The organism is Trueperaceae bacterium, from assembly GCA_023954415.1.
Classification (GTDB): Bacteria; Deinococcota; Deinococci; order Deinococcales; family Trueperaceae; genus JAAYYF01.
Genome location: JAMLIB010000005.1, coordinates 78,304 through 96,370, shown reverse-complemented (window position 1 = coordinate 96,370; position 18,067 = coordinate 78,304). Strand labels below are relative to the sequence as shown.

Genomic DNA, 18,067 nt, shown 5'->3' with positions numbered 1-18,067 from the left:
CCCCTTAGCCATCATTAAGCGCGGGCATGGCAGGGAGGAGTTCGAGTGCATGACGGGTGAGAGCCAGGCGGGAGCGCGCCGGACACGCGACCGGCGCGACCGCGGAACGTCGAGCCTACTGCGAGCGGAGCGGCGGACGGCCTACGGCCTCCTGCTCCCCACCTTCATCATCCTGGCGATCATCGCCGCCTACCCGTTCGGGCGCGTCGTGTACTCGAGCTTGACCAACGCCAAGTTCGCCAGCTCGCAACCCACGAGCTTCGTCGGCCTCGACAACTACCGCACCCTCCTGTCCTTCACCATCCGGGAGCTGCCGGCCCGCCGCGACGACGCCGGTCAGGTCGTGAGGCAGGACGGCCGCGTGCAGTACGAGTCGGCGGTATCCGTCCTCCCGCGCTCGCCCCAGCGTTACCGGCAGGTCTTCCAGTTCGGGCTCCTAGGTAAGCGCTACGTGCTCGGCGCCATCTCCGCCGACTTCATAAGGGCGGTGTGGGACACGGTCGTGTTCACGGTCATCGCCGTCGCGCTCGAGACGGTGCTCGGCATGGTCATAGCGTTGGCCCTCGCGAGCAACTTCCGCGGCCGCGGGCTGATGCGCGCCGCGATGCTCGTGCCCTGGGCAGTGATCACCGTCGTGTCGGCCCGCATCTGGGAGTGGATGCTGCAACCCACGCGGGCGGGGCTCTTCAACGCCCTCGGCTCGTACCTGGGGCTCTCCGACGGCCGCACCGACTTCTTCGGCAACCCCACGCTGCAGCTACCGAGCATGATCATGATGGACGTCTGGAAGACGACGCCGTTCATGGCGCTGCTCCTGCTCGCGGGCCTCTCCACCATCCCGAGCGAGTACGCGGAGGCCGCCAAGGTGGACGGCGCCGGAGTCGTGAGGCGCTTCTTCGGCATCACCCTGCCCCTGCTCACACCGACGCTCGCGGTGGCCCTCATCTTCCGCACCCTCGATTCGCTCCGCGTGTTCGATATCTTCCAGGTGGTACTCGGCAACCAACGCTATTCGATGGCGAGCTTCGCCCAGGACATGCTCATCAGTCGTCGCGACATGGGGCTCTCGTCGGCGGCATCGGTGACCATCTTCGTCATCATCTTCGTCTTCGCGATCCTCTACGTCCGCTCCATGAAGGTGGACACGCAGTGACGGGCGCGGCGAACACCGCCTCCGGCCGGCGGCCACGCGGCAAGATCGTCGGCAAGATCGTCGGCAAGACCCTCTTCTGGCTGCTCATCGCCGTCCTGTTCGTCTACCTGATGTTCCCGTTCTACTGGGCGCTCGTGTCCGCCCTGAAGTCGCAGCCGGAACTGATAAGGACCCCGGCCACCTTGTGGCCCGCGGAGCCCGTGCTGACGAACTTCAAGGCCGTGCTCAGCAACGACCGCTTCGTGCGCGCGATGCTCGTCTCGACGCTCGTGGCGAGCTGCGTCACGCTCCTGTCGTTGGCCGCCGGTTCCTTCGCCGGCTACGCCCTCGGCAAGATGCGTTTCCGGGGTCGCAGCCCATCGCTCTACGTCATCCTCGCCATGACGATGTTCCCGCAGATCGCGGTGCTGGCGGGGCTCTACGCCGTGATACGCCTCCTGGCGCTGCCCGCCATCCCGAGCATGATCCTGTCGTACCTGCTCTTCACGCTGCCGTTCACGGTCTGGGTGCTCACGTCGTTCTTCAAGGGGCTGCCCGACTCGCTCCTGCAAGCGGCGCAGGTGGACGGGGCCACGCTCTTCCAGGCGTTCAGGCACGTCCTGCTGCCGCTCACGGCGCCGGCGCTCGTGACCACCGGGCTCCTCGCCTTCATCCAGGCGTGGAACGAGTACCTCTTCGCCCTCACGTTCACCGTGATCGACCCGCCGGCGCGGACGGTGCCCGTGGCCATCGCCCTGTTCACCGGCGAGATCGCGCGTCAGGAGCCGTTCGGCGAGATCATGGCCGCGGCCGTCATCGTCACCATCCCGCTGGTGGTCCTAGTGCTCGTGTTCCAGCAGCGCATCGTCGCGGGGCTGACGGCAGGGGCCGTCAAAGGCTAGCCAAGCGTCGGGCCAGCGCGTCGAGCGACTCAGGGTTCGCGACGACCTCGCGGTTGGCGATCGGCTCGCCGTTCACCAAGCGCGTCACGGCCAGCTCCATGACCTTGCCGGAGCGAGTGCGCGGCAGCTCGGGAACGTCCACGACGCGCTTCGGCACGTGGCGCGGCGACGCCGCCTCGCGGATGGCTTGCTTCACGCGCGCCTCCAGCCCGCCTCCGAGGCTCGCGCCCGCGCGTAGCACGACGAGGAGCCAGATCTCCTGGTCCTCACCGTCGGCACCCGTGCGCTTGGCCACGGCCACCGCCTCCCTCACCTCCCCGATCGCCTCGAGCGGGCGGTAGATCTCCGCCGTGCCTATGCGCACCCCGCCGGGGTTGAGGGTGGCGTCCGACCGACCGTAGACGACGATCCCGCCGTTGCCGGTTCGTTCCACGAGGTCGCCGTGGCGCCAGAGCCCGGCGTAGACGCCGAAGTAGGCGGCGGTGTAGCGCCCGAAGTCGTCGTCGCCGACGAAGCGGAGGGGCATCGAGGGGAGCGCGGAGGCGCAGACGAGCTCCCCCGCCGCCTCGCGCACCTCGTTCCCGCTCTCGTCCAGCACGCGGAGGTCGACGCCGAGCCCCGGGCGTTGGATCTCACCGGCGAACACGGGCAGCGTCGGAACGCCGAGCATGAAGCAGCCCACGATGTCCGTGCCGCCCGAGATGCTCGCCAGGTGGACGTCCTCCTTGAGCGCGGCGTAGACGTACTCGAACCCGCGCGGCGAGAGGGGCGAGCCCGTCGAGGCGACGGTGCGCAGCGCGCTCAGGTCGCAAGCGTCGCCGGGCCTCGCGCCTTCCGCCGCCAGGCCTTGCAGGAACCGCGCGCTCGTGCCGAAGAACGTGACGCCGAGCCGCTCCGCGAGGCGGAACGTCGCCAGGGTGTCCGGGTAGGCGGGCGAGCCGTCGTACAGGACGACGGTGGCACCGGACGCGAGGGCGGAGACGAGCCAGTTCCACATCATCCAGCCCGTGGTCGTGTAGTAGAAGACGACGTCGCCGGCGCGGATGTCGGAGTGGAGGGCGTGCTCCTTGCGATGAGTGAGGAGCACGCCGCCGGCGCGGTGCACCATGGCCTTTGGCAAGCCCGTGGTACCGGAGCTGTAGAGCACGTACAAGGGATGGTCGAACGGGAGCGCGGCGTACTCCGGCGCCGGCGCGCCCCGGTGGGGCGCCAGCCAAGCCCGCCAGCCCGGAACGCCGGGCAGGCGCGGCGCCTCCCCCGGGTAGGGAAACTCCACGGTTCCCAGCAAGCTCGGGAGCGAGCGCGCGATGTCGCGGACCGTGCCCGCGACATCGCGCGTCACCCCGCCGTAACGGTAGACGGGGCTGGCGAAGAGGAGCTTGGGCGCGAGCTGTCCGAACCGGGCGCCGGCCGCCGCCGCGCCGAAGTCGGGCGAACAGGACGTGAACACGGCGCCCATGGAGGCGCACGCGAGCAGGAGGACGACCGTCTCCGGCACGTTGGCGGCGAACGCGGCCACCGCGTCGCCCTCGCCGACCCCGGCGGCCCGCAACGCCGCCTGCGCCGCGGCCGCCTCGGCGCGAAGCTCGTCCCACGACCAGCGCCGCTCATGGACCTCCCCGTCCTCGCCCGGCTCACCGACCCCGATGAGGGCCGCGCCAGTTGGGGCGGCGGCGCCGATGGCCGGCTGGAGCAGCGCCGCGGCGTAGTTGAGGGTGGCGCCCGGGAACCACCGGGTGCGGGGCAGCGGGTCGCCGGACCTGACGGCGGACGGGCGCGCCGTGAGAGGCAACCGCAACTCGGCGGCCAGCCCCGCCCAGAACTCGTCGGGGCGCGCGACGCTGAAGGCGTGCAGCGCGTCGTAGTCGGGCAGGGGCGTGAGCGCGGTCCGCTCGACGGTCAGGCGGAACGCCTCCATGGCGCTGGCGCCGGCGCGTTCCGGCGTCGGCGTCCACAGCGGCTCGGTGGCGGCGCTCCTCTGCACGTTCCCTCCCAGGCGCCTGCGGCGCTACGCGAGCACCGGACACGGCGTTCGACCATAGTAGCCTTGGGCGTGGCTTTCTCTCGCATCCGCCGTAATGCCCCGACAGGCACGGACGACGAGGGCGGTCCGGCGTCGCGCTCCCGCCGCCTGAGCCGCGAGGACCTCGCGCGCCTCGGCCGCCTGTTCTCGTTCCTGCGGCCCCACAGGGGGACGGTGGTGGCAGGCGTGATCGCCGTCGCCGTCTCCGGCGCGCTCGGCCTCGTCTTCCCCCTCCTGATACGCGACCTGCTCAACTCGGCGTTCCGGCCGGGCACGGCCCCGAGCCTCGCCACGGCGGAGCTCAACCGCGTGGCGCTCGTGCTCCTCGGCCTCATGCTCGTCCAGGCGGTGTTCAACTTCCTGCGCGTCTACCTGCTCGGCCGCGTCGGCGAGGCGGTGGTCGCCGACATGCGCACGCGCGTCTTCGGCCACCTCATCGGGCTCCCCGTCTCCTTCTTCGAGACGCGCAAGACGGGCGAGCTGACCTCGCGGCTCACGGCCGACATCGCCACGCTCCAGGCGGCCGTGTCACAACAGCTCGCGCAGTTCGTCAACCAGGGGATAACGCTCCTCGGCGGGCTGGTGGTGCTCCTCGTCCTCGAGTGGCGCCTGACGCTCCTGATGCTCGGCGTCATCCCCGCCGTAGTCGTGGCGGCTGCGTTCTTCGGCCGCGGGCTGCGCAAGGCGAGCACCGCGTTCCAGGACGACCTGGCGGAGGCGACGGCCGTGGCGGACGAGGCCTTCGCCTCCGTCCGCGTCGTCAAGTCGTTCACGGCCGAGGGGTGGGAGCGCGACCGCTACGACCGCGCCATCGGCGACGCGTTCCGGAGCGCCTTGAAACGCGTGAGGCTGAGGGCGTACTTCGTGCCGGCGGTCATGCTCGCCATGTCGGCCGGCCTCGCGGTCGTACTCTGGTACGGCGGCCGCCTCGCCGTGTCCGGGGCGCTGGGAAGCGGCGACCTCGTCGCGTTCCTGCTCATCACGGTCTTCGTGGCGGGCTCCATCGGCACCTTCACGGACCTGTGGGCGCAGTTGCAGCAGGCGGTCGGGGCCTCCCGGCGCGTGTTCGAGATCCTCGACGAGACCAGCGACCTGCCAGAGCCTGCCGAGCCCGTCCAGCTCGCGGCCGACGCGGGGCACGTCCGTTTCGAGGACGTGGGCTTCAGCTACGGACGCGGCAAGGATGACGTCATCAAGGGGGTGACGTTGGAGGCCCGACCGGGCGAGGTCGTCGCCATCGTCGGCCCGAGCGGCGCGGGCAAGAGCACCCTCATCAGTCTCGTGCCGCGCTTCTACGACGTTACGGCCGGGCGCCTGAGCGTCGGCGGCGTCGACGTACGCGACCTCGCCACCGCCGAACTGCGCAAGCGCATCGGGATGGTCCCGCAGGAGACGCAGCTCTTCTCGGGCAGCATCCTGGAGAACCTGCGCTACGGTCGGCCAGAGGCGACGGACGCCGAGGTGCAGGCCGCGGCGCGGGCCGCCAACGCGCACGACTTCATCACGGCGTTCCCGGACGGCTACCGTACCCAGGTCGGCGAGCGGGGCGTCATGCTGTCGGGCGGCCAGCGGCAGCGGCTCGCCATCGCCCGCGCGCTCCTGAAGGACCCGACCATCCTCGTGCTCGACGAGGCTACGAGCTCGCTCGACAGCGAGTCGGAGGCGCTCGTGCAGCAGGCCCTCGACGTGCTCATGCGCGGGCGGACGACGTTCGTCGTGGCCCACCGGCTCTCCACCGTGCGCCGTGCCGACAGGATCGTCGTGCTGGCGGGCGGGACGGTCGTCGAGTCCGGCACCCACGACCAGCTCCTGGCGCGCGGCGGGGTGTACGCCGAGCTCTACCGATTGCAGTTCGCGGGCGCCGAACGCGCCGGCGCCACGCTGGCCGCCCGCCCGTAGCGCGGCGCCGGGGCGGAGACCCCGGGGCAAGTACAATGAAGGGTCATGTCCCTTACCGTGCATTCGCCGTACACGCCCAAGGGCGATCAGCCCGAGGCGATCTCCGGTCTGGTCGAAGGCCTACAGGACGGCCTACGCTTCCAGACGCTCCTCGGCGCCACGGGAACCGGTAAGACGTACACCATGGCGAAGGTCATCGAGGCGGTGAACCGGCCGGCCCTCGTGCTGGCGCCCAACAAGGTCCTGACCGCCCAGCTGGCCGCGGAGTTCCGCGACTTCTTCCCCGACGCCGCCGTCGAGTTCTTCATCTCGTACTACGACTACTACCAGCCGGAAGCGTACGTGCCGGCGCGCGACCTCTTCATCGAGAAGGACTCGAACGTGAACATGGAGCTCGAGCGCCTGCGGCACTCCACGACGCGCTCGCTGCTCACGCGCCGCGACGTCATCGTCGTCGCCTCCGTATCCGCCATCTACGGCTTGGGCTCGCCCGAGGAGTACGAGAAGCTCCACCTGTTGCTCGACGTCGGCAAGCGGCTCCCGCGCGACGAGATCCTCGCCACCCTGGTCCGCCAGCAGTACGAGCGCAACGACATCGAGCTCGCCGCCGGCCGGTTCCGCGCGCGCGGCGACGTAGTGGAGGTCTGGGCGGCGTACGAGGAGCGACCGCTACGTATCGAGCTGTGGGGCGACGAGATCGACCGCCTCACGATGATCGACCCCGTCACGGGCGAGGAGGTCGCTGAGCTCGAGAGCGCGATGGTCTTCCCGGCCAAGCACTATGTGACGCCTTACGAGAAGCTGGCGCCGGCCGTCGAGGAGATCGAGCACGACCTCGCTGAGCGCCTCGCGTACTTCGAGGCGACGGGCAGGCTCCTGGAGAAGCAGCGGCTCAAGGAGCGCACGAACTACGACCTGGAGATGCTGCGCACGCTCGGTTACTGCCAAGGCATAGAGAACTACTCCCGTTACCTCGAGCGGCGGCCCGCCGGCAGCACGCCCGGCACGCTGCTCGACTACTTCCCGGACGACTTCGTCACGTTCCTCGACGAGTCGCACGTGATGCTCCCCCAGGTCCGGGGCATGTTCAACGGCGACCGCAACCGCAAGCAGACGCTCGTCGACTACGGCTTCAGGCTGCCGGCCGCCCTCGACAACCGGCCGCTCAAGGAGGAGGAGTTCCTCGCGAAGGTCGGGCAGGTCGTGTTCGTGAGCGCCACCCCCACGGAGCGCGAGGTCGGCATGTCCGACCAGGTCGTGGAGCAGGTGATCCGCCCGACGGGCCTCGTCGACCCGCTCGTCACCGTCAAGCCGAGCCGCGGCCAGATCGACGACCTGCTCTTCGCCGTCCGCGAGCGCGCCAAGCGCGGCGAACGCGTCCTCGTCACCACGCTCACGAAGCGCATGGCCGAGGACCTCACCGAGTACCTGGCGACGCAGGGCATACGGGTGCGCTACATGCACTCGGACATCGACGCCGTGGAGCGGCAGGTCATCATCCGCGACCTGCGCCTCGGGCATTTCGACGTCCTCGTCGGCATCAACCTCCTGCGCGAGGGCCTCGACCTACCGGAGGTGAGCCTCGTGGCCATCCTCGACGCCGACAAGACGGGCTTCCTGCGGAGCGAGCGCTCGCTCATCCAGACGATCGGTCGCGCGGCCCGCAACGTCAACGGCGAGGTCTACCTCTACGCGGACGAGGTCTCGGACGCCATGCGCCTGGCGATGGACGAGACGAACAGGCGGCGCGCCAAGCAGCTCGCCTACAACGAGGCCAACGACATCACCCCCGAGTCGGTGCGCAAGCGTGTTCACGACGTCATCCGCGGCTCCGAGGCCGACGATCAGGAAGCGCCGCCCGCCAAGCTCGACCCCTGGGAGCGCGAGCTCGCGTTCGACGACCTCAGACAGGAGCTGGCCACGCTCGAGAACGAGATGTGGGAGGCCTCCGAGGCGCTCGACTTCGAGCGCGCCGCCGCGCTGCGCGACCGCATCCGCGAGATCGAGGCGCGCCTGCAGGGGCGGGAGGTCCTGGTCACGACGATCCCGGGCCAGGCCCCGAAGGGCGCCCTCGCGCAGCGCAAGGCCCCGAAGGCCCGCGCCTGACGTGCGCCGGTCGGCCCTCGCCACCCCCGTCATCGTCTTCTCGCTCCTCGCCGCCCTGCTGGGCCACGCCCGCGCGCAACCTCTGGCGGCCGACGGTGGGTGGGGCCGCCCCACCAAGCTCCCTGGCAACGGCGCCGTAGCCACCGTCGGTGCAGCGGCCGGCCCCGACGCGGTCGAGCTCGTCTGGGCCGATCAGGTGGGGGTCTGGATGGCAGCTAGCCCCATGGCCGGCCCCTGGGAGCCGCGGCTGCTCGCGCCCGCCCAGAGCGTGCGGCAGGTGAGCGCCGGCACGGTCGCCGGCGAGTTGGCCGTCGCGTGGGCGCAGCGCGACCGCGCGACGGGGCGTTATCACCACTTCCTGTGGTGGCGCGGGAGCGTGACACCGCTCCTGGACGACCCGCTGGAGGTGCGTTTCGACTTCGTCACTCTGGGAGGCGTGCCTTACGCGCTGGCGACCTTGCGTAGCGGCGGGGCCGCCCATCTGACGCTCCTGCCCCTTGACGCGAGCGGCGACGAGCTCGTGCTGCACACGACGGAGCTCTCGGTGCGGGGCGCGACCTACGCGCAGGCGGACGACGGCGGCCTGTGGCTCGCCTGGCTCGAGGGCAAGACGGAGCGGACCGAGCTCGGCGTCGACTCGGAATGGAACGCGTTCGCGCTCCTCGTCGACCCGGCCGGGGCGGCCTCCTCAGCCCTGCCGCTCGGGGCCGCCGACGTCACCGACCAGCGCCAGCGGGCGCTCGTGACCGCGACGCCGGGTGGGGCGCTGGCAGCGTGGAGCGACGAGGAGAGCCGGCTGCGAGCCGCGCTGGTCGAGCGGCGTCCGGCCGCCAAGGGGGCGCCCGTCGGCGCCGGTACGCGGCCCGTCGAGCCCGCCTCCACGACGACCGGCGGCCCCGTCGCCCTCGCCGTCACGCGCGTGTCGGACGCTCGGCGGGTCCCCGCCTCGGGCCGGCTCCTCGCGGCCGCGTGGCCGTACGTCTACTCGGTGGACGGTGCGAGCTTCAGGCGTTTCGACGTCACCGACGTCCTGGGCGAGGCAGGCGCGGCGGCGCCCGTCACGAACGTGCTCTGGTCGCCCGTGACGGTGGAAGGGGCGGAGTTCGTGATGGCGACCCCCACCACCCCCGACGCCATCGCCTGGCTCGGGCGCGCCGAGGGCGGCGCGGTCCGCCTGTTCACGAGCGACGACCGCACGCCGATGCGGCTCACGTGGCGGGACCGCCTGGCACGCGCCATGGGTTGGAACCCCTGGTACGCGTTGGAGCAGGCGATCGGCCAGGCGCTCACCGCCGTCCTGGTCGGCGTCCTCGGCGCCCTGGTGTCGCTGCCTTACCTCCTCGTCGCGGCGCCGCTCACCGCTCGCACCCGTCGCGGCGGCGCGCGGCCCAGACGCACAGGCGCGTTCGTCGGCGCCGCGCCGCTGGTCGTGGCCGCTGCCGCGCTGGCGGTGGCCGCCGGCTACGGCGGGCGGGCACCGTTCGCCACGGGCGCGACGGTGGCGGCGTCCGTGGCCTTGGGTGCGGCCATGGCTGCGCTCGCCACGCGCAAGGGCGACCGCGAGCCGCAGGCGACGGTCCTCATCGCCGGCGTCGTCACCGTCGTCACGGGGCTGGCGCTGTGGGCGTTCGTCGCCTACCCCCACTGGGCGCCGCTCGTCGGGCTCGCCTGAATAGACCAGGGGCAGGCGTGCTCGACACGGTCCAGGGCGAGCGCAGGGGCTGTGGTACTCTTGCCGAACATGACCTTCAAGGTGGGTGACCACGTCGTTTACCCGTCCCAGGGCGCTGGGGTGGTGGCGGAGCGCACGTCGCGCGCCGTCCTCGGGGAGACCCACGACTACCTGAAGGTAGTCTTCGTCAAGGGCGACATGGAGGTGCTCGTGCCGCTCAGGAAGGGCGTCGAGGTGGGCCTGCGCCACACCGTGGGCAAGGAGGAGGTCGACCGCCTCATGCGCTCGGTCGAGCAGGCCGACCTCACGCTGCCCGCCCAGTGGCCGCCGCGCTACCGTGCCGAGCAGGACATCCTGGCGCGCGGGAGCGCGTACGACCTCGCCCGCCTGATCGGCGTCCTAGCCAAGCGCGACGTCGAGAAGGGCCTGGCCGCCACGGAGCGGGAAGTCCTCGACAACGCCAGGTCCATGCTGGGGAGCGAGCTGGCCGTCGTGCTGGACGTCAGTCTCGAGGAGGCGGACGCCATGCTCGTCGCCGCCATGGCCGCGCACGGCGTCTGATAGGCCCCGTGCGACACACCGTTTCGGGAACGCCCGCCGTTCCGTTCACCCTGACGGGACCGCGGGACCGCTGGTGACTTGAGCACGGAAGCGCCCGCACCTCCCGACCGCCACGCCTTGAGCGCTCCGCGCAGGGTCCGCGAGGTCCTGGAGCGCCACGGGCTCGAGGCGCGCAAGTCGTTCGGGCAGAACTTCCTCGTCGATCAGGCGGCGCTGCGCGCCATCGTCTCCGCCGCCGAGGTCGCGCGGGGCGACCCCGTCCTGGAGGTCGGGCCCGGCCTCGGGGTGCTGACGGCCGCCCTCCTCGCGGCCGGGGCGGCGGTGACGAGCGTGGAACTCGACGCGCGCCTGCTCCCCCACCTCCGCGAGGAGTTCGCCGAGGAGCTGGCCCTGGCCGGGCCGGGGAGCCTTGAGCTCGTGCACGGCGACGCTTTGACGTTCGACCTGGGCCGCATGCCCGCGCGCGCCAAGCTCGTCGCCAACCTGCCTTACAACGTCGCCACGCCCGTGGTGGCCAGGGCGCTCGAGTCCGGTCGCTTCTCGCGCCTCGTGTTCCTGGTGCAGCGTGAGGTGGCGGAACGGTTGGCCGCCGCGCCCGGCTCGAGCGCTTACGGCGCGCTCTCGCTACTCGTCGGCCACTTCGGCCGCGCGCGTGTCGTGCGCACCGTGCCGCCCGGCGCGTTCCTCCCCCCGCCCAAGGTGACGTCGGCCGTCGTGCGCCTGGACACCGATCCGGCGGCGACCCCCGACCCCGGGCTCTTCAAACTCATACACCAGGCCTTCGCCCACCGGCGCAAGACGTTGGTCAAGAACCTCGTGCTGGCCGGCTATGAGCGGGGCGTTGTCGAGGCGGCGCTCGGGGAGTTGGGGTTGCTACCGCTCGTCCGGGCCGAGGAGCTCGACCTGCGGACGTTGCGCGCGCTCGCTGATCGGCTCGAGGCCCCGACGCCGCTAGTGTGAAGGGTGACGCCAGGGGTGGCACCACCATTACTCATGAATGACGTGGGTATACTCCCCTAAGCAAAGAAAGCGCCCGACTCCCGGCCGCCCGCCGGGGTACGCCGGTAGGAGAGTAACTGCGCATGGCCCATTTCTTCGTCGTCGGCGACGCGACCGTCGACCAGATGTACTTCGTCAGGGAGTTCCCGGACCCGGGTGGCGAGGTCTCCGCCATCCGAGCCGTGATGCAACCTGGTGGCTCGGGGGGCACCGTGGCCACCGTCTTGGCTCGTCTCGGCAACAAGACCCGTATCGCCACCCGTGTCGGCGTCGGCCCGTTCTCGGAGTTGGCGCTACGCAACCTCGCCGCCGCCGGCGTCGACATGCGCCTCGTGCAGAAGGACGAGGTCCTCCAGACGAGCTCCGTCACCCTCATCATCACGCCGGACGCGCAGCGCACCATGATCAGCGCAGCCGGCGCCAGCCGCCACCTCGACTCCGCCGAGCTCAGGGAAGAGGCCATCGCGGACTGCGACGCCCTCGTCATGAGCGCCTACAGCCTCATGGGTGGGCCGCAGAAGGAGTACGCGCTTCAAGCGCTCAACCTCGCCCGCAAGCACAAGCTCACTACCTTCGTCGACCTTGGCACCGGCGCCGTGAGGGCGCTGCAGGAGCGCCTGATACCTGCCCTGCGCGGCATCGACTACTGGCTGATGAACGAACGCGAGCTCTACCTGCTGACGGGGCGCACGACCATCTCGGAAGCCGTGCGTGACCTGCGCGAGGACGGCATCGAGCAGATCGTCGTCAAGGTCGGTGCCATGGGCTCGATCGTGATCAACTCCGAGTTCACCGAGCTCGTCGAGGCCCACGAGATCGACAACGTCATCGACTCGACCGGCGCGGGCGACTACTACACGGCGGCGTTCGCGCACGCCATCATGGCCGGTCACGATCTCTACGGCGCGGCGCGCCTCGGCAACGTCGCCGGCGCGCTCAACACCACCGTGGTCGGCGCGCAGAGTCTCGTGCTCGACGCCGCCACACTGGAACGCCATGCCGCGATACCCACGGACGCCACGGCCTAGCCGGAACGCGGCCGACGGAACCGGGCTAGCGAGGAGCGCTTCTCCCGGTTCGCCGTCGCCGCGCGGTGCCGGCCGGCGCGGCGGTACGGGTCGCGCCTGGCTCAGGGCCGTGCCGCAACTCGTCTGCGCCCTGCTCGCGCTGACGGTAGGTGGCCGGGCGGCGGCGGCGGACTACGCCGACCGGTTCGAGGCGGCCTGGGACCTCGTCAACACGCGCTACTGGAACATCGCCAGGACGGGCGTCGACTGGGCCGCCGTGGGCGAGGAGTACCGACCGAGGGCCGCGGCGGCGGCGAACGACGACGAGTTCTACGCCACGCTCGAGGAGATGTACGCGGAGCTCGGCGACGACCACTCCGTCTTCGTGCCGCCGGCGAAGGTGGCCACGGTTCGCGCCGAGTACGGCGACCTCCCGTGCATCATGCTGTTCTCCGGCCTCCAGGCGCCCCGGTCGGTGCGCACATGGACCGAGCTCCCCGTCGTGCTCGGCCAACGCGTGCCTACAGACCTGCGCGCCTCCGGGCACGAGGCGAACGTGACGTACGGCCTGACACCGGAAGGGGTCGGCTACGTCCGCCTGCCCGACCTGGCTTCAGCCGGGACGGCCGGCGCCGTGCGGAGCGCCGTCGCGCGGGTCCAGGAGGAGGGCGCGTGGGCCATAGTCCTCGACTTGCGCGGCAACCCCGGGGGCAGGCTCCTCACGATGATGCAGGTGGCGGGTGTGTTCACGCGCGGCCTGCTGTGGCGCACGGTGACGACCTGGGCGCTCCCGCTCCCCTACCCCGCCATCGGCCTGCCCGAGACCGACCTACCGCTGGCAGTGCTCGTGGACGACGGTGTCAACAGCGCGGCCGAGGGTCTGGCAGGCGCCTTGCAAGCGCGCGGGCGCGCGACGGTCGTCGGCGAGCGCAGCGCCGGCAACGTCGAGGCCTTACTGCCCTTCTGCCTGCGCGACGGCTCCCAAGCCTGGGTGGCAGCGGGGGTGCTTGCGCCCATCGGCGGCCCGACGTGGGAAGGCCGCGGCGTCGCACCGGACGTCGAGACCGATCCGGACGAAGCGCTACCCGTCGCCATCGCGACGCTGCAGCGGTTGGAGGAGGCAAGGTGAAGGAGCGAGCGGTCGAGCGCCTCTCCGAGCATGTCTGGAGGGTGGAGTTACCGTGCGACACCCTGCCCCCTTACGACCACGTGAACGGCTACGTCGTCGCGCACGGCGACGTCGGGGTCGTGGTCGACCCGGGCTCCGACCGGCAGGAGGCAGACACCCTGCTGGCGGCGGCGCTGGCCGGCGCCGGCGTGCGGCTGCTCAAGGGCGTGCTGCTCACGCACACCCACCCCGACCACGTCGGCGGCGTCCCGGCGTTGCTGAGATCGGAGGCGGTCCGCACCGGCTCCCCACCGCCCGTGTACGCGCACGCGGCGGAGGCCGGCGCGCTACCGGAGGAGTGGCAAACGACGTTCCTGGCCGACGGCCGAGTGCTCACCGTCGGCGATGTAGCCATCCGGGCGCTGCACACCCCGGGCCACAGCCCCGGCCACCTCTCGTTCACCGTGACGGGACAGGGCGGCACGCTGCCGGAGGCCGTCCTAGTCGGCGACCTCGCTTCAGCCGCGGGCTCGGTGTGGGTCGGCCTCCCCGAGGGAGACGTCGGCGACTACCTCACCAGCCTCGAGCGCCTCGCGGCCCTCGGCTCCCCCGTGCTCGGGGCGGGCCACGGCGCCGCGATCGCCGCGCCGGCGCGGCGCTTGCGCGAGCTGGCCGACCACCGGCTCGAGCGCGAGGCGCAGGTCCTCGCCGCCCTCGACCTCGGCGCGGCGGACGCGGCGGAGATCACGCGCCGCGTCTACCCCGATCATCCGGAGGCCGTCCTGGCCCTCGCCGAGAAGAGCGTGCTCGCGCACGTGGCCAAGCTGATGCGCGAGCTGAAGGTCGTGCACCTCGGGTCCGACGAGCGCGGCCCTTTCGCCGTTAGGCGCTAGCGAGTACCGGCCGATCCTGCCGTTCTGGCGGTGCGGGGCACAGCCGGTCCGGCCACGCTAGGAGCCCCGCGCACGGGAGCTAATCGGGCCACGCCAGGAGCGCGGCACACATAGGAGCTAATCAGGCCACGCTAGGAGCGCGGCACGGAGTGCCGCCGGCTCGGCCGCCAGGCTCTCGACGCGCCTCGGCATGCGCCCGAAGCGTTCGAGCATACGCGGCACCGGCGCGTGAACGCCCGTCGCTTCGAACACGGACTCCGGGAACTTGGCCGGGTGCGCGGTGGCGAGCACGAGCGCCGGCGCTACGGCGGCGCGTCCGTTCGCCGCGCTTTCGCCAGCCCGGTACCGCTCGAGCGCCTCCAGGCCGACCGCGGTGTGCGGGCACACGAGCGCGCCGTAGCGCTCGTACGTGGCCCGCATGCGCCCCAGCGTCGCGGCGTCGTCGACGCGCATCGCCGAGACCCGGCGGCGTAGGTCGTCTCCGAACCCCTCGTACAGGCGCTCGAAGTTCGACGGCGCGCCGACGTCCATGGCGTTCGACGGCGTCCGCACGCTCCCGTCGAACGCGTAGGCGTCCGCCTCCCCTGCCAGATGGCGCGGGAAGTAGTCGTTGCGGTTGTGCGCCGCCAGGAAGCCGGCCACGGGCATGCCCGCCTCTGCGGCCAGCATCCCGGCCGTGAGGTTGCCGAGGTTGCCACTGGGAACGACGACCTCGAAGGGCTCGCGGCGCCCGAGCGCTTCCCAGGCGCGCGCGGTGCCCCACAGGTAGTACAGGAGCTGCGGCAGCAGCCTGCCGACGTTGATCGAGTTCGCCGAGGAGAGCCGCACGGCCGCCAGCTCGGCGTCGGCGAACGCCGCCTTGACGAGGCGCTGGCAGTCGTCGAACGTTCCGGCCACCGCGAAGGTCCTGACGCCCGGTCTGGCCGCCGTCAGCTGCGCTTCCTGAACGGGGCTGACGCCGCCGGAGGGGTAGAGCACGGCGACGCGGACGCGTTCAAGGCCGGCGAACGCGTCCGCCACGGCGCTGCCCGTGTCGCCGGACGTGGCCGCCAGCACCGTGACCCGCTCGCCCCTGCGGGTCAGCGCGGCGTCCATCGCCCTGGCCAGCGACCGGGCGCCCACGTCCTTGAAGGCCGCCGTCGGCCCGTGGAAGAGTTCCAGCACGAAGACGTCTTCCGACAGGCGCGTGACGGGCCACTCGAAGTCGAGTCCGGCCGCGACGGCCGTCGCGGTGCCCGTCCCCATGTAAGGCGGCAAGACGGCCAGCGCAAGGGCGGCAGGCGACTCGGCGGCCTCCCAGCCGAGCGGCAGCGGGGCGATGCTCGTTGGCCAGTAGAGGCCGCCGTCCGGCGCGAGCCCGGCGAGCATGGCGTCGTCGAACGAGACGTCCGGCGCGCCGGAACGGCCGGCACGGGTGCTCCGGTAGCGCATCACAGCTCCTCGATCCCTTCGTCCGCCGCGCCGGCCGGTACGGTCGCGGCCGTCCGCAAGGGCAGCGGGCCTTTTACGCCCTCGGCGACGGCGAGGAGGTCGGCGACCACCCCGCTGGCCGTGGCTCCGCCGCCGGCGCCGGGGCCACGCACCGCGATCAGGCCGCCGGGATCGCCGGAGAAGAGCAGGGCGTTGGTGGCGCCGGTGGTCAGGAGGGGGTGGGTGCGCGGCAACGACACGGGTCGCACCGTGGCCGCCCAGCGCCCCGCCTCAGGTGCGATGCTGGCGACGAGCCGGACGTGCCTACCCCGCGCCAGCTCGCGCCCCATCGCGGCGGGCGTGAGGCCGCTGATGCCGCGCGTCCTTGAACGCACGTCGTGCCACGCCAGGTCCGGGTCGAAGGCCAGCCGGCCGAGCACGCTCAGCTTGTGCGCGGCGTCGAGCCCTTCCACGTCGAGCGTCGGGTCCGCCTCGGCGTAACCGAGCCGCTGCGCCTCGGCCAAGGCGGAGGTGTAGGTGCCCCCCTCCTCCATCGCCGCCAGGATCACGTTGCACGTGCCGTTCAACACGGCGTGCAACGCCAGTGGGCGGGAGCCTCGCAAACAGCCGGCGAGGACGCCGACGGACGGCGTGCCGGCCATGACGGCGGCCTCGAAGTGGACACGCCCCTCACGCGTATGGGGGAGGAACTCCCGCCAGCGCTCGGCCAGGGCCGCCTTGTTCGCCGTGACGAGCGGCAGGCCGCGCGCGAGGTGGCGCAGCGCCAGGTCGGCCGGCTGGCCGGTGCCGCCGGCGACCTCCACGACGACGTCGGCGTCCGCCAGGATACGGGCGTCCGCGGTCACGAGCTCGTCGGCGCGCGGGAATGCGCGCCGACGACCGGCGTCGCGCACCAGCACCCCGATGAGCTCGAACTCCCGTCGCCCTTCCAGGAGCGAGACGACCGCCCCGCCGACGGTGCCCCCGCCTATGAGCGCGACCCTGGCGCGGCGGCCACCGCCTGCGGGTCCGGCGCTTGCGGAGGCTTCCGCCGGCTCTGGGGGGCTTCCGGGGGTGGAGGGTCCTCCGCGCCCGCGCTCCGTCTGATAGGCTTCGGGTTCGGAAGTCGCCCGTGAGTTCATGACAGGCGCACTCTAACACTAGGAGAGACCGTCCCAGACACGAGCCTCGCGGCTCCGGAGTCGGGCGGGCACGGGAGTGAGATGCTAGGCATAGGTATCGTCGGCCTACCCAACGTCGGCAAGAGCACGCTGTTCAACGCCATCACCAAGGCCGGTGTGGAGGCCGCGAACTACCCGTTCGCCACCATCGACAAGAACGTCGGCGTCGTGAGCGTGCCGGACGAGCGCCTCACCGTCCTGCGGGAGATGTACACGAAGGGCGAGCGGACGCCCAACCTGATCACCACGCACGTCGAGTTCGTCGACATCGCTGGGCTCGTGCAAGGTGCCCACAAGGGGGAGGGGTTGGGCAACCAGTTCCTCGCCCACATCCGCGAGGTGGCGGCTATCGCCCACGTCGTGCGCTGCTTCGACGACCCCAACATCGTCCACGTCTCGGGCGGTGTCGACCCGACCACCGACATCGAGGTCATCGACACGGAGCTGATCCTGGCCGACATCGCGACCCTGGAGAAGCGCCTCGACCGGCTGCGGCGCAGCGCGAAGGGGAACCCGGAGGACGCGGCCCTCGTGCCGCGCCTGGAGCAGGTGCTCGAGCGGCTTGGGGAGGGCGTGCCTGCCCGCGCCGTCGACGCCGAGCTCCCCGCCGACATCGGGCTGTTGACGGCCAAGCCGGTCATCTACGTCTGCAACGTGGCGGAGTCCGACGTGGCGAGCGGCAACGCGCACGTGGAGGCGGTGCGCGCCGCTGCCGCCAAGGAAGGTGCCGACGTCGTCGTCATCTCCGCTCGTATCGAGGAGGAGCTCGCCCAGCTCGACGCCGAGGAGGCCCAGGTGTTCCTCGCCGACATGGGGCTGGAGCGGCCGGGCCTCGAACGTCTGATCCGCACTGGCTACCATACGCTCGGCCTCCTGACGTTCCTCACGGCGGGCGAGAAGGAGGTCAGGGCCTGGACCGTCAAGGCCGGCAGCAAGGCGCCGCAGGCGGCGGGCGAGATCCACTCCGACTTCGAGCGCGGCTTCATCCGCGCCGAGGTCGTGAGCTACGCGGACCTCGTGGCGGCCGGCAGCCTGGCCAACGCGCGCGCGCGCGGGAAGCTGCGCGTGGAAGGCAAGGAGTACGTCGTCCAGGACGGCGACGTCATGAACTTCCTCTTCAACGTCTAGCTAACCGGCGACCCGGCTCCCCGAACGCCGGCCGCACGCCGTGACG

General features: G+C 71.7%; 14 protein-coding genes. 11 read left to right on the top strand and 3 right to left on the bottom strand.

What is annotated here, in order from left to right:
- The first annotated feature begins 49 nt into the window (after nucleotides 1-49).
- Both M9914_07550 and M9914_07545 read left to right on the top strand, forming a co-directional pair.
- Entirely contained in the window at nucleotides 50-1,153 is a 1,104-nt protein-coding gene (locus M9914_07550) for a sugar ABC transporter permease (protein MCO5174033.1), read from the top strand.
- Nucleotides 1,150-2,034: a carbohydrate ABC transporter permease gene (locus tag M9914_07545; GenBank protein MCO5174032.1), complete on the top strand. Its 885-nt coding sequence runs from the start codon at nucleotides 1,150-1,152 to the stop codon at nucleotides 2,032-2,034. Before M9914_07550 ends, M9914_07545 begins: the two co-directional genes overlap by 4 nt.
- On the opposite strand, the gene M9914_07540 is transcribed toward M9914_07545, so the two are convergent.
- The gene (locus M9914_07540) at nucleotides 2,024-4,018 is read right to left on the bottom strand and encodes an acetoacetate--CoA ligase (GenBank protein ID MCO5174031.1); all 1,995 of its coding nucleotides are present in this window, start codon (nucleotides 4,016-4,018) and stop codon (nucleotides 2,024-2,026) included. The genes M9914_07545 and M9914_07540 overlap by 11 nt on opposite strands.
- Nucleotides 4,019-4,087: 69 nt before the next feature.
- Here M9914_07540 and M9914_07535 point away from each other — a divergent pair, with 69 nt between their 5' ends.
- The 8 genes from M9914_07535 to M9914_07500 all read left to right on the top strand — a co-directional run bounded on the left by M9914_07535 (nucleotide 4,088) and on the right by M9914_07500 (nucleotide 14,302).
- Nucleotides 4,088-5,956: an ABC transporter transmembrane domain-containing protein gene (locus tag M9914_07535; GenBank protein MCO5174030.1), complete on the top strand. Its 1,869-nt coding sequence runs from the start codon at nucleotides 4,088-4,090 to the stop codon at nucleotides 5,954-5,956.
- A gap of 45 nt (nucleotides 5,957-6,001) precedes the next feature.
- Nucleotides 6,002-8,062, top strand: a complete 2,061-nt coding sequence (gene uvrB, locus M9914_07530; protein ID MCO5174029.1) for an excinuclease ABC subunit UvrB — start codon at nucleotides 6,002-6,004, stop codon at nucleotides 8,060-8,062.
- Between the two features lies 1 nt (nucleotide 8,063).
- On the top strand, nucleotides 8,064-9,734 hold the full coding sequence (locus tag M9914_07525; protein ID MCO5174028.1) for a hypothetical protein: 1,671 nt from the start codon (nucleotides 8,064-8,066) through the stop codon (nucleotides 9,732-9,734).
- Between the two features lie 69 nt (nucleotides 9,735-9,803).
- Nucleotides 9,804-10,295 carry a hypothetical protein gene (locus tag M9914_07520; GenBank protein ID MCO5174027.1) on the top strand — a complete coding sequence of 164 codons (492 nt, stop codon included), beginning with the start codon at nucleotides 9,804-9,806 and terminating at the stop codon, nucleotides 10,293-10,295.
- 78 nt (nucleotides 10,296-10,373) lie between these two features.
- On the top strand, nucleotides 10,374-11,255 hold the full coding sequence (gene rsmA, locus M9914_07515) for a 16S rRNA (adenine(1518)-N(6)/adenine(1519)-N(6))-dimethyltransferase RsmA (protein ID MCO5174026.1): 882 nt from the start codon (nucleotides 10,374-10,376) through the stop codon (nucleotides 11,253-11,255).
- A 122-nt stretch (nucleotides 11,256-11,377) separates the two neighbouring features.
- Entirely contained in the window at nucleotides 11,378-12,322 is a 945-nt protein-coding gene (locus tag M9914_07510; GenBank protein MCO5174025.1) for a carbohydrate kinase family protein, read from the top strand.
- 109 nt (nucleotides 12,323-12,431) lie between these two features.
- Nucleotides 12,432-13,430 carry a S41 family peptidase gene (locus M9914_07505; GenBank protein MCO5174024.1) on the top strand — a complete coding sequence of 333 codons (999 nt, stop codon included), beginning with the start codon at nucleotides 12,432-12,434 and terminating at the stop codon, nucleotides 13,428-13,430.
- Nucleotides 13,427-14,302: an MBL fold metallo-hydrolase gene (locus M9914_07500; GenBank protein MCO5174023.1), complete on the top strand. Its 876-nt coding sequence runs from the start codon at nucleotides 13,427-13,429 to the stop codon at nucleotides 14,300-14,302. Before M9914_07505 ends, M9914_07500 begins: the two co-directional genes overlap by 4 nt.
- A 117-nt stretch (nucleotides 14,303-14,419) precedes the next feature.
- Here the strand turns inward: M9914_07500 and thrC are convergent, their stop codons facing one another.
- Together thrC and M9914_07490 are read right to left on the bottom strand one after the other, a co-directional pair.
- Nucleotides 14,420-15,733, bottom strand: coding sequence for a threonine synthase (thrC, locus tag M9914_07495; protein ID MCO5174022.1), 1,314 nt, complete (start codon nucleotides 15,731-15,733; stop codon nucleotides 14,420-14,422).
- Nucleotides 15,733-16,854 (bottom strand): homoserine dehydrogenase, encoded by a 1,122-nt coding sequence (locus M9914_07490; GenBank protein MCO5174021.1) that lies wholly within the window; start codon nucleotides 16,852-16,854, stop codon nucleotides 15,733-15,735. The genes thrC and M9914_07490 overlap by 1 nt, the downstream gene beginning before the upstream one ends.
- Before the next feature lie 81 nt (nucleotides 16,855-16,935).
- On the opposite strand from M9914_07490, the gene ychF reads away from it, so the two are divergent.
- On the top strand, nucleotides 16,936-18,021 hold the full coding sequence (gene ychF, locus M9914_07485) for a redox-regulated ATPase YchF (GenBank protein MCO5174020.1): 1,086 nt from the start codon (nucleotides 16,936-16,938) through the stop codon (nucleotides 18,019-18,021).
- Nucleotides 18,022-18,067: the final 46 nt, after the last annotated feature.

Excerpts from the sequence above, each read along its gene's own strand:
- M9914_07520 (MCO5174027.1), top strand. The coding sequence starts at position 9,804 with ATGACCTTCAAGGTGGGTGACCACGTCGTTTACCCGTCCCAGGGCGCT.
- ychF (MCO5174020.1), top strand. The coding sequence starts at position 16,936 with ATGCTAGGCATAGGTATCGTCGGCCTACCCAACGTCGGCAAGAGCACG.
- M9914_07490 (MCO5174021.1), bottom strand. The coding sequence starts at position 16,854 with ATGAACTCACGGGCGACTTCCGAACCCGAAGCCTATCAGACGGAGCGC.
- thrC (MCO5174022.1), bottom strand. The coding sequence starts at position 15,733 with ATGCGCTACCGGAGCACCCGTGCCGGCCGTTCCGGCGCGCCGGACGTC.
- uvrB (MCO5174029.1), top strand. The coding sequence starts at position 6,002 with ATGTCCCTTACCGTGCATTCGCCGTACACGCCCAAGGGCGATCAGCCC.
- M9914_07550 (MCO5174033.1), top strand. The coding sequence starts at position 50 with ATGACGGGTGAGAGCCAGGCGGGAGCGCGCCGGACACGCGACCGGCGC.
- M9914_07510 (MCO5174025.1), top strand. The coding sequence starts at position 11,378 with ATGGCCCATTTCTTCGTCGTCGGCGACGCGACCGTCGACCAGATGTAC.